At 39.2% G+C, this 11,565-nt stretch carries 11 protein-coding genes; all 11 read right to left on the reverse strand.

The features are described from left to right. Nucleotides 1-1,158 carry an EpsG family protein gene (locus DWX33_RS23190; RefSeq protein ID WP_080707537.1) on the reverse strand — a complete coding sequence of 386 codons (1,158 nt, stop codon included), beginning with the start codon at nucleotides 1,156-1,158 and terminating at the stop codon, nucleotides 1-3. 23 nt (nucleotides 1,159-1,181) lie between these two features. Continuing rightward, nucleotides 1,182-2,180 (reverse strand): glycosyltransferase family 2 protein, encoded by a 999-nt coding sequence (locus tag DWX33_RS18535; protein ID WP_008771872.1) that lies wholly within the window; start codon nucleotides 2,178-2,180, stop codon nucleotides 1,182-1,184. After that, a complete protein-coding gene (locus DWX33_RS18540; protein ID WP_036614120.1) occupies nucleotides 2,158-3,084 on the reverse strand; it encodes a polysaccharide pyruvyl transferase family protein in 927 nt (308 codons plus the stop codon). Before DWX33_RS18540 ends, DWX33_RS18535 begins: the two co-directional genes overlap by 23 nt. After that, nucleotides 3,081-4,187, reverse strand: coding sequence for a radical SAM protein (locus DWX33_RS18545; protein WP_008771870.1), 1,107 nt, complete (start codon nucleotides 4,185-4,187; stop codon nucleotides 3,081-3,083). Before DWX33_RS18545 ends, DWX33_RS18540 begins: the two co-directional genes overlap by 4 nt. Nucleotides 4,188-4,193: 6 nt before the next feature. Beyond that, nucleotides 4,194-5,036: a hypothetical protein gene (locus DWX33_RS18550; RefSeq protein ID WP_008771869.1), complete on the reverse strand. Its 843-nt coding sequence runs from the start codon at nucleotides 5,034-5,036 to the stop codon at nucleotides 4,194-4,196. Nucleotides 5,037-5,038: 2 nt separating this feature from the next. Continuing rightward, a complete protein-coding gene (locus DWX33_RS18555) occupies nucleotides 5,039-6,574 on the reverse strand; it encodes a lipopolysaccharide biosynthesis protein (protein ID WP_036614122.1) in 1,536 nt (511 codons plus the stop codon). A 165-nt stretch (nucleotides 6,575-6,739) separates the two neighbouring features. Further along, nucleotides 6,740-7,519 carry a hypothetical protein gene (locus tag DWX33_RS18560; RefSeq protein WP_034531186.1) on the reverse strand — a complete coding sequence of 260 codons (780 nt, stop codon included), beginning with the start codon at nucleotides 7,517-7,519 and terminating at the stop codon, nucleotides 6,740-6,742. Nucleotides 7,520-7,847: 328 nt separating this feature from the next. Further along, nucleotides 7,848-8,609, reverse strand: coding sequence for a DNA-binding domain-containing protein (locus DWX33_RS18570; protein ID WP_036614124.1), 762 nt, complete (start codon nucleotides 8,607-8,609; stop codon nucleotides 7,848-7,850). Between the two features lie 51 nt (nucleotides 8,610-8,660). After that, a complete protein-coding gene (locus DWX33_RS18575; protein ID WP_036614126.1) occupies nucleotides 8,661-9,803 on the reverse strand; it encodes an MraY family glycosyltransferase in 1,143 nt (380 codons plus the stop codon). Then, complete coding sequence (locus DWX33_RS18580) at nucleotides 9,800-10,189, reverse strand: hypothetical protein (protein WP_122380835.1); 390 nt, start codon at nucleotides 10,187-10,189, stop codon at nucleotides 9,800-9,802. The genes DWX33_RS18575 and DWX33_RS18580 overlap by 4 nt, the downstream gene beginning before the upstream one ends. A gap of 49 nt (nucleotides 10,190-10,238) precedes the next feature. Then, nucleotides 10,239-11,351, reverse strand: a complete 1,113-nt coding sequence (locus tag DWX33_RS18585; RefSeq protein WP_122380836.1) for a transcription termination/antitermination protein NusG — start codon at nucleotides 11,349-11,351, stop codon at nucleotides 10,239-10,241. Between the last annotated feature and the right edge of the window lie 214 nt (nucleotides 11,352-11,565).

Below are 11,565 nucleotides of genomic sequence, written 5' to 3' on the forward strand. Positions count from 1 at the left end.
TTAAAGATCTACAAACTGGAAAGGAGAACATTTATGCACAGAGTTCCATATATAAAGCAGAAATGTAATATTTGTAATAAAAAAGATAGAGAACGAACACGCCATCATTACTAAATTACATTTCCTAATATGATGAAAGATATATCTGTACATATAAGCATAAACGATAAAATTCAAGCTTACGAACGGATAGATCAACCGAGAGAGTAATATAGAATCTGCGAATATAGTCGTAAACAACATTCCCATAAAATATAATCTGTAATACACGACAAAAATTTCATCGGTATACCTATGAAGGAGATATTTGGAGGATATGGCAATAATCAATGTAGTCACAAAATTCAAAAAGAAACTTTGTTCACTGAGCCCTGTCTCCTTGAAAAATACTTGTTCTCCATACCCTGCATAGCCCTGGGGAGCATAATTTATAATAAGGTCAAACACAGACGATAATATAGGTTTGGACAGAAAAAACACCAACACACATAGCATACATTGAATCCGCCAATCATCAATAAGAATCTTACGTTTCACGCCTAACAAATAACATGGCAATAATATGAAGGACGAATAATGGAATCCCATTGCCATCAGTATAAAAATCAAATATTTAAGCAACGATCTATTATAAATATATCGGATAGAAAACAAAAATATACAAAAGGCTATAGCATGACGTTGTATGTTAAGAAAAGAAAACAGCGTACCCGAAATTAACAAAGTCACACTATACCATTTGACCATATCTCTATCTTTATCAAGAGAAATATAAAACAAAGAAAACATAATAAAACATACCAATATACTCATGCAATAATAAGGTAAACCGAACAAAAAAGGTATATGGTTTACAATTTGATATAAAGGTTCTATTCTTTCATTCAATATATTCCATAACAAGTCAGCATTTTGAGTGTCATATATTTCTTCATAAGCAAGATAATCTGTCCCTATATTATATCTTAAACCTAGGACTAACGACAATACCATAATAGGAATTGCATACACCAATTTTGTTTTTTTCCTGAAAGTATTGAAAGATACAGATCTATAACCTATAGAAGAAGCAAAAAGAGAAGAAAATTCATTACTCAGCCTAAAATACACGAATAAAAAAGTAATCAATGATAAATACAGAAAATAAGACTCAATCATACTTTATAGTACCATTATATGATTTAAAAAGGTAATATTCTAGCCATGGCATATAAAATCCGGATCGGCATAAGGCATAGAACATATTTAACCTTATTCTTCCAAGAGCAAGATAGAAGATTTATTCGATAAAAAAAGCGTTTATGCTTCCGCCCTAAACATTGTAACAGCTCACTCGCATATGCTTTGTCATTTAGTCTATACCCATTACATATCAAAGTAAGATAAAATGTTCTTAACTTTGAGTAAATACATGCTCGATGATACTTTTCGCTTAATGACAAACAGGTGTCAAAAATAAAAAGCATATCTTCCACATGTTTCATTGTCAAATTACTCATGATTGAACCATTTTTCCGAATTCGATAGAAATAAGTAACCCTATTACAAACAGCCATAGAATTAGCGACTAATGCTAATTTGAATGACCATAATTCATCCTCATGATATATATTGGGGGCAAAAAAAACTTCATTCTTCAAAAGAAATGAACGAGAGACCATCTTGTTCCAAGCCATCATATACCACAGAGATTCCGAATATGAATGGGATATCTTTTTATTTCCGAACAAATAGCCTGATTCCATACGTAGGTAATCCTTCTGTTCTGAATCCTCTCCGAAAGTTGCGATATCCCCAACCACAAAATCTACCGCATGTTTCTCCAACATCGTAACCATACGCTCTATGGCATCTTCCGCTATATAATCATCACTATCCAAAAAGTATAGATAATCACCCGTAGCTTCTCGGATACCACTGTTTCGAGCCTCAGACAAACCTTTATTGACCTCATGAGTCACAATCCTTACCTCTAGGCGAGAAGATTTAGCAGTCAGGATAGATTTCACAATACACATAGAATCATCTTGCCCGCAATCATCTACAATGATACACTCTATATTTGGATAAGTTTGGCTCAATACAGAATTCAAACAATCCTCAATATAGGAAGCCACATTATAAACTGGAATAATAATCGAAACTTTCAACATATTATCACCATATAAATTTAATCTCATCTAAATCACTTAACCAAGAAAGGTAGAAGGAACTATTTTTACCATAAGAATTATCAAAAAAGACAAAGGGTTTACCTAGTAATATGGATAAAATAGCCACATGCAATCTAGTCGTATATATTTTATCATAAGAAGTTATAAAACGGACACCTTCATGGATAAGTAATCTCTTTAGGTATAATGCCCAATTATCCGAAAGCCTATTTAAAGAAAGTTTAATGAACAAATTCAACATCTTAGCACTTAATGGTATTATCTCCATAGTTGGCCAATCTCGTATCTCTACCGGCTCTCTTATATATTGTCTACAGTCATCCTCTAGGAATTCTATATCATTACGTTTCAAATATAAATTCTTCCCTGTTGATCTTACCAATGAAGAGACTAATCGGTCTCTAGGGATACAAAACGCCATATCCGGCAACAATAATCTCCCACAATTAACAAAATAAGCCTCAAGCAATCGATAAGATCTTTGATCTCTCGCACAAATATGCAAATCTGGATGTTTCATCATCAAAGCTGCATCAGACAGCATCTGTTTATCATTTTTATAATAAATGGTCTGTGGAAGAATAACTATCTTATTATTGGGATATAGCTTAATTACTTTTAACCTAAAATCCTGATGCCTCCTCCATATATCCCCAAAATTACCTCCTCCTTGCAATAATATTGTCGTATCTTTTGGTAACGGCCTATATGAGAATGTCTGACAGGAACATCGATACAAACATTTAGCAGGTAAAGAGCTTAAGAAAGTTTCCGTACCCTCCCAGATTAAGGCATCCCCTATATTTGTATAGTAAGGCAAATCCAAAAACACGTAAGAATCAGATATCAATGGAATCAATTGATATCTAATAACAGATTTTAATGCATCTACTTTTTGGGCAAAATTCATCGCTTATTCGTTTTTAAAGACTTCACTAAAAACTTTCTTATTTTCGCTCTGTATACTTTCCAACGCAATTCACCATTGACACGATCCTTTTCCTCCCTTGTATACTCACAGTTTGAATCACAAAGTTTAGTAGACATAAAATGCTTCATTTCTGGTTTCAGCCATTCTGAATGATCATCACATGTTCTATTCCTCATATCGGCGTAAGTTGGAGTCTTTAACTCAGGTATATTTCCCAAAGTAAGAAAAGCATGGGCATTATAACAATGATATTCAAGACAGTTATTCCCTATTGGAGTAAAATCGATAGGTACATTTGGATCATCAAATATATTTTGGCTTTTAAAAGAGCAATAGCATTGTGTCATAACGCCAGTTCCCAAATTTAGATAAAAAGACCAATCACCTGCATAACAAAACTCCGTCCTCTTTTTTCCAAAGACAGACAACTTGTAATCAAATAGAGGAGAATTAAAAAAAGACCAAGTCTTTTTATATTCTTCTTTCGACATATCCGTAAGAATAGGCAACATTTTCGGGTCTCTCTCATCACGTCCTACAGTCACATGGCATACAGCACCTACATTCTCTAATGCAGCCTGACACATCTCCTTTATATAAGGAACCAGTTCATCAGAAGGAGTAGCCTCAAGCGTAAATGAGCATCCCGCATCCCTGATTCTTTTTATGTTATCGAAAAAACGTTCTAATAGATTCTTTCTTTTTAACTCCATATAGTGATATGAGAATTTAAAGAATAATCGGCTTAATAATTCTGCTGGAAAACTTGCAATTTCCTCAAATCGCTTAGAGACAGTAGCATTAGTTACTATCATTACATAATGACCCTCTTCGAGCAAAGCTCTCACATATTCTGTCATTTCAGGAGGTAACAAAGTCTCTCCTCCACCACAAAGATTAATTAAGCAAACACCTCCCAATCGTTCTCGAGATAATGACTTTCGCACTTGCTCCGAGCTATATTTAAAAGTTGGCAATTTATTATCAAAAAGCCGATGCTGAGTAATATAGCAATAATGGCACCGTAACGTACAAGTTGTAACCGGTACATAACAATCAATAAAACGCTTTATACCATCCATAATTATTTATTCTAAAAAAGTAAATTTATACCCATTTTTTTTCAGCCATTCAAGATTCAGACATAACTTATAATAATTAAATCTGTGTAAACGTGTATCATAAGCCCATTCATGAGTAAATATCACCAATGTATCCTTATTTCTCAAACGCTCCAAATCATAATATAAAAATAAACTATTCTCCAATCTTATATTTGTCTTAAAATATTCAACATCTCTCCTTACATAGAAGTTTTTTTGCATAAATTCATTCTCCCGCTTCGTCAAATCATAACTACATCTATCATCATCTGCACAAAGTAATCCCTTGATATTACATGAGTCAAGAAATGATACAATACTATCATTCCCATAAAAATAGTGAAGACGAAGAACATGCGATAGAGAGCTGCTATCCGCAAATTTACTGATAGCATTTTGAACATTAAAAAAAGACATTTTAAAATCATCAAGACTGATATTCTTATCAAAATCAGGACTTATCCAATGAAATCCCCACTTCAACCACGATGCGTTCTCCTTAAGTTCTTTCCTATATTTAACAGGCATATCACCTATGTCAAAACCATCGGCCTTTTCAAATACATAAAGAGTGAAACAAGCTCCGTAGTCCTCATGCATATGTTTCAATTCTGCCAAGAACTCATTATCAAAGGCACTTTCATACCTCCGTTCATTTTGCTTTAAGTCTTCTAATACCCATACTACATCATCAAAACTGACATGTACAGCTTTACTGAAGCCATCCGACTTTTCAGGTAAGCAACAATAACTATAACCAATCCAAAAACCAAGGCAAAATAGTCCTATCAATAATACGATCAGAGAAATACGTTTTACAGTTTCCATACTTATCGTTTCAAGCGACTCCTAATCATTCGCAAAAAGAAATCTCGTTCCAATGAAGTAAATCCGACAAAGTATATTATCAATAAAATACTTCCTACACAACATACTAAAATGAGGAAAAATCCAGCAAAACTTATTAATTTATTAGCCAAAATATCCTTTATCAATACAATAATAGAAGAAGAAAGAATCGTAACCAATAAAGCTCTTCCAAAGACCTGTATGATAAATCGCTTTAATGAAATGGCAATAAAAATCTTCAAAATCAATAAACGTTCACTTAATGTTATACAAGAAATCACTATAGACACAACAAACACCACAGAAGGGGAATAATTTAATCTTAACAAAATCCACGCTAAAGGAATATTTAGTAAAATAGTACCTCCTACAATTATTTGATACCATTTTACTTTACCAGTAGCTTGAATTGAAGTTCCCATCGCATAGGTAAAAGATTCCAGTAATGAATTTATTATTACCAAACGAGTGAAAGCAACAGCATAACCTGGCACAACCTTTAACCAACATTTCAGAACGAATTCTGTTTCTATCAAAAGTGGGATTGAGAACAATAACAATAAAAAATAAGAGAACTTGGCTCCCCTAAACAATAATTGAATCATATAGTTCCTATCATCGTTCGCATATGATTTAATAATTTGAGGATTCAAAGCTGTTGTGAAATTTTGGACAAAACTATTGATAGCCGTATTAACTTGACTTGCGATTCCATAAGATGCGTTCAATACAGGACCATAAAAAATATTCAGTATCAAATTCAAACCTTGTGATTTACTTATCCACGCCAATGTACCAAACATACTCCAACCCGCAAAACTGGAGATCGTTTTATACAACGTCTTACTCCAATACAACTTATAATGGCATTCTTGAAAATTTCTTACGCAATAACATCTATAAAAAAGAGCGATTAAAACGGTCACTAAAAAGATTAATGCACCATATAACTTTAGTTTATCAAATGAAATACATTCCAGCAAAAATGCGACCACTAACTTTAATACAACTTCAACAATACTTATATATGCGTAAACACGCATTCGCTCCCTCGTGATAATAGCTGCATTATAAGGAGCTTGAACCATCGAGATAACAAATGAGAAAAGAGCGAATTGATAAACCCATTGAGCAGCCTCCATCCTAGATTCCGGAATATTCATCTGTGTAATAAGAAACCACAAGCCTATCGTTTCAGCTAATAACAAAACAATCAAGGCTATCCCAATGTGAATTGTCATAGATAAACTGAATACCTCCGCTAAACGTAACGGATTTCCTCTCCCTATTTCAAACGCTAAAAATCGCTGTGTTGATTGCGACATAGCGCCATTCAAAAAAGAACACATTGTCACGATTCCTCCTACCACATTATAAATGCCGAAATCCTCTACACCCAAAACCCTCAACACGACCCGGCTGGTGTACAGCGTCACCCCCATAATCAGAAGCATACGCATGTAGAGGAACAACGTGTTCTTAGCTATCCGCTTATTGTTTTCGGAATTTGTAGACATAAAATTGTAATCGAACAATTCACAGCGTATACTCTTTAGGACACACCGGACAATACTGAGGATTGACTCATTAAAAATGACTTCTTTTTAAATAACAACAGACAACAAATATGATTTTTCAAGTATTTCATCACTAACGTTATTTAATTTAAAACGAGTACCTTTTCATGGTTTAAAACTTATCACAGCACCCAGCTTCTTCATATACTTATCAATAAAATGCAATATACAACCCAATAATACACAAGAAATCACATACATTACAAAAGCAAAAAAAGGATTATCTATAATACGCATTAAGGAATAACGTCCTTCACTAACAACCTCAAACATCAAATATATCTCAAAACTAATAAAAGACAAAAATGAAACATATTTATTAGGAACAGATTTATTCCATATATTAAATCCTAAAATCAGAACTAATATACAACAAACTGCTCCAAACCATTTTTGAAACGCATGATTATAATTATCATATAACCCGTAATACAGAGCTATTATATAACTAATATTTATTATCCCTACTATAAAAGCAAGAATATTCGTTTTGCACTGTCTACTAAATTCCATAATTTGGCATGAGTAGACAAAGCAAAATAAATAAAGCCACAACCACACAAAAATATAACCAGGGATATTCCTTGATTCTAAAACATAATCGACAAGAAGAACACCAAGCCCGATAATAGCAAAAGTTTTAAGCCTATATTTATTAATAGTATTAAATAATGGTATTTTAGTTAATATATATAATGCGACATAGCAAATTGCGATAATACCAAATAGCATACCAGACATTGCGATAAACAATGTTACAAAGACACCTCCGAAATAATGTCCTAAAAATGAAATTGAATTATAATTATGACAAAAATGGCATAGCAATATACCGGTAATAGCAAGAGCCCTTAAATAGTCGAAGGCAACAATACGTTCTCTCATCTCTCTATTAATAAATCATTTAAATATTATGCAAACTCAATACAAGGCGTACACTCTAGGGGAGGCTCTTTGCAGTACCCTAAACCTAGTCATATTAACAATCAATTTTGATTTTAACATTATCTGTGTCCAATGTAATGTTATTAGGAACTTTATTCACATAATTCCTACACCCATTATCAGATCACACCGTGATCTCACCAATGTACAAGCTATTTCCAAAGCATACTCAACCGAGAAATCTTTGTTACCTTATCAGGTAAAGGAGGTTTACCAGTACAGGTAATAGTGATTTACCTGTACTGGTAATAGCGATTTACCAAATATGTCAGATCTCATCCGGGCTCTCGCTATCGCCACCGCCATCAGCAGGCTTTCCGCCCACCCAAATTTGCGTACTTACGCTACGAGGCGTTTTCAGTATGTGACCCGCACTACCATACTGCGTCGTCACAGTCAGCGTGTACTCACCTTCCGCCAAATCAGCCGGCAGGAGCAACGTGAGAGAAGAAGGGTTGTTGATGGTGATCTGGTCGTCCGTCAGTTTCGTGGTGGCACCTTTGGAATCGGTCAACGTAACGCCTACCGACTCGTGGTCACCAACCACCTTCAGCATCGCGCCACGGACAAAGAAGTTGTGGCCCGCAGTGGCACTGCCGTCCTTCAAGCCCGTCTTGCGATCCTCGGTCTCCAGGATGTACATGATATTAGACTTCTCGCCGAGGATCTCAACCACGGTCTTGGCGATCGCCTCGCGCAGGGCCTTGTCTTGCGTGAAAGAGACGTAGATGGAATTATTCTCCTTGTTCCAAACGCCGCCCTCGACCACGCCTTTCAGCTGGGGAACGGCACGGAACAGACCCGTGTTCACGCTATAGCCGTTTAGGATCAAGTCCATTACTACCCGATGGTAGAGGGTCACAGAGTGACGCATCGTCTCCGGGCGTAGACCGGTATCTTGCTTGTACATCTCCTCCAACACGTCATCCAAAGTTAAACTTCCAGCCGAAGCCAGCAGCAGGATCTTGTCCGTCTTGTTGTCGGTGGTCACCGAATTGTCGATAAGCCAGCCTTTCAATATTTTCTTCATGGTATTTTGATTTATGGGAAGGACGGAATTGCCCTTTCCGGTTATCCTTGTCTAGAACCTCTTGTCGAATGCCGATTCCCTCTTCTGCCGATTCCGGGCGATCAGCCAATCGATCACCAAGTGAAGAACCGTCCATAGAGACAGGTTTAAAAATAATATACAATTGACATTCAAATGATTAACCAATACAATATTCAATGCGATAAAGAAAACGGACACGCAAATGATCGTCACCATCACCATCCGCACCCGCATACCCGTGCGCAACAACTTATGATGGAAATGGTTCTTGTCCGGCAAGAACGGGTTCTTGTGCTCACGAAGGCGGCGCAGCACCACACGTACCACGTCCAGCAACGGTACCAAGACCGTGGAAAAGGCAATCACCAAATAAGGATTCAAACGCTCCGTAGAGGTACTATTCGATACGCATAAATGAATGATCAGGAAACTGATCACGTAGCCCAACGTCAAACTCCCAGCATCGCCCATGAAGAGCTTATGCCCGCGGTTGGCATTGCCAAAGACATTGTAGCACCAGAAAGGCATGAGGATTCCCAGCGTACAGATAGCGAGCAAGGCATAAACACATTGATCTTGAATGAAAAAGAACACGCTCAAGACCGATAAGGCGATACAGCACAAACCGGAGGCCAGACCATCGATCCCGTCAATCAGGTTGATAGCGTTTGTCACATAAACCACGGCGAAAACCGTGACTGGCACACCCAGCAAGGCCGGGACCGAATAGATCCCGAATAGGCCTCCCAGCGTATCGAGCCAATTGCCGGACAACACCAGCAGGAGGGCCGACACGACTTGTACGATGAACTTGTAGCGGTAACCCACCCCGACCAAGTCATCGCAGACACCCACCAGATAAAGAAGTGTCATGCCCACGAACAAGAAAAGATACTCATGGAGCATCTCGATCGAGAAGCTAGACAGATCCGAGGGCCACAGATAAAGGCGAAAGCCTATCACCAAGGCAAACGACATCAAGACCACGGGAAAAAACGACAGGCCACCCAAGCGGGGAACCGGGGTCGTGTGTACCTTTCGAGAATCCGGGACATCATACAGTCTTTTCTTGTGGGAGATCACCAAGATCCTCGGGATGATCACCATACCCAAAGACACGGAGATCAGATATCCGGACAGTAATAACAATAATAGAATTTGCACCTCACTCATACGATCTCACTTAATGAAGGCAACCCCTTCACCTCGCCGGCATGCCACGCTTGGTAGTCCTCATGGGAGAGTTGGGATGCTGTTAATAATTTGTAATCTATGTCGTCTCTTCGCAAGATGTGCCTGCGGACATACGAGCGGAGCGAACGATCCGTCACGGAAACCATCACCACAGGAAAAGGGTAGCCAAGCAAGCGCATCGGCGTGACCTCGCTGTCCGGGAACGCACGGCGCAACTGGTAGGCAGAGCACTCGAACGCCACCCAGTAAGGACCCGTGCAATACAGGTGGATGGAAGCGATATTCGTACGCTCGCGGCTCATGATCTCACTAAAATGCTCGTTCAGCAACCGCACCAAACGAACGCCGGAAGGAAGGGAAGACATTTTGATTTTTGATTTATGATTTAAACTGTCAATTGTCACTTGTCTACTGTTAACTTATTTCATGGTTGAGCCACCGATCGCAATCGTCCAGCCGGCGGATCAAGGATAACTTGCTTTTCTTGGGCGAGGACTCACCCCGCCAAGGATCCACCACCTCATGCGCCATCTGCCGGTAAAGGGCGTTGTCCGTGCAACCGTAGAGCGTCACCAGCAACAAAGCACGGGATTGCGGAGCTTTCACCACCGGGAGCATACCACGCATCGTGTCATGCAAACGTGTGAACTCCTCCTCATCGCCCAACAACTTGTAGGCAGAAAGAAGCAATGAGTAGATCTTGCAACGCATCACATCCGTCTCCGCACGGAGCGAACCGTAGGATCTCAACACCTCACGGGCCAAACGAGTATCCTCCTCTGATACGTTGCCGGAGGCATGGTAACGTCCCAAGGCATCGTGCAAGCCTTCCCGCAGGCGGTCGTTGTCCAGATGGGTATAGACGTGCTTGCCCTTGGTGTTCAGCTCGATCAGCTCGTACTCGCCCGGCTTCACCTCCAACAAGGGGACCCACATGCAATCGAGGATACGCGCCATGACATCTTTATGACCGCCACCCGGCTGGATCACCACCTCCGCCTCCATACCAGTAAAATAACCGGACGTGATACGCACACGGTCGCCCTTCAGCAAGCGGTCGCTGTCCGGTACGTACACCGGAAGCTCGTTGGAATAAGATTCCGCCACCCAACGTAAATTCCCCATCTCGTCATCCGACAGATAAGGGAAATGAGTCATGCCTCCGGAAGAGACCCGGGGAAGGAAATTGTATAGGGGAAGCGTGCGCTTCATCTGGAAGATCTCCTCAACCGAGGACCGGACAAACACGTAGTTGAACAGCAGGGGTCGTTTCGTGTTGACCATCTTTCCGTCCACCTTCCTCACCTCCACATAGGAGGGGGCGAAATACTCGAACAACGTCTCCCCACGACGCTTGCGCCGGGAAAGCTCGGCATCCAAGCTTTTAGCGGGGCTGATCTTGTCACGTCGTGCCACACCCGTAGTAGGAAGCGTGAGCACGTACCAGCGTACAGTCTTCAAGTCATGACGCTTGCCAACCCGCACCGTACCCCTCTCCGAGCAACCGTCTCTCAAAACATTCATCATTATGATTATCTTTTCCTAAGATTATAGCAGGATCTCCACTCAAGCCTCACGACAATTCAAAGCCCTACCAAGAGCACCATATTTACTCCTGATAAACAACACTTTATGTCTTTAAAAATGGTTTTTCTGAAAATCACCATCGGTTGAAATATTAAGCTACTTGGGAAGTAGCCTAAAAGGTAGGAGAATGGTTATTACCCAGTTGTAGAGACGG

The sequence above is a fragment of the Parabacteroides sp. AF19-14 genome (assembly GCF_003635485.1).
Classification (GTDB): Bacteria; Bacteroidota; Bacteroidia; order Bacteroidales; family Tannerellaceae; genus Parabacteroides; species Parabacteroides distasonis.

What these genes read in the sequence shown, in the direction of transcription:
- DWX33_RS18585 (WP_122380836.1), bottom strand. Translation starts at nt 11,351, where the DNA reads ATGATGAATGTTTTGAGAGACGGTTGCTCGGAGAGGGGTACGGTGCGG.
- DWX33_RS18575 (WP_036614126.1), bottom strand. Translation starts at nt 9,803, where the DNA reads ATGAGTGAGGTGCAAATTCTATTATTGTTATTACTGTCCGGATATCTG.
- DWX33_RS18545 (WP_008771870.1), bottom strand. Translation starts at nt 4,187, where the DNA reads ATGGATGGTATAAAGCGTTTTATTGATTGTTATGTACCGGTTACAACT.
- DWX33_RS18540 (WP_036614120.1), bottom strand. Translation starts at nt 3,084, where the DNA reads ATGAATTTTGCCCAAAAAGTAGATGCATTAAAATCTGTTATTAGATAT.
- DWX33_RS18570 (WP_036614124.1), bottom strand. Translation starts at nt 8,609, where the DNA reads ATGAAGAAAATATTGAAAGGCTGGCTTATCGACAATTCGGTGACCACC.
- DWX33_RS18580 (WP_122380835.1), bottom strand. Translation starts at nt 10,189, where the DNA reads ATGTCTTCCCTTCCTTCCGGCGTTCGTTTGGTGCGGTTGCTGAACGAG.
- DWX33_RS18535 (WP_008771872.1), bottom strand. Translation starts at nt 2,180, where the DNA reads ATGAGATTAAATTTATATGGTGATAATATGTTGAAAGTTTCGATTATT.
- DWX33_RS23190 (WP_080707537.1), bottom strand. Translation starts at nt 1,158, where the DNA reads ATGATTGAGTCTTATTTTCTGTATTTATCATTGATTACTTTTTTATTC.
- DWX33_RS18560 (WP_034531186.1), bottom strand. Translation starts at nt 7,519, where the DNA reads ATGAGAGAACGTATTGTTGCCTTCGACTATTTAAGGGCTCTTGCTATT.
- DWX33_RS18550 (WP_008771869.1), bottom strand. Translation starts at nt 5,036, where the DNA reads ATGGAAACTGTAAAACGTATTTCTCTGATCGTATTATTGATAGGACTA.
- DWX33_RS18555 (WP_036614122.1), bottom strand. Translation starts at nt 6,574, where the DNA reads ATGTCTACAAATTCCGAAAACAATAAGCGGATAGCTAAGAACACGTTG.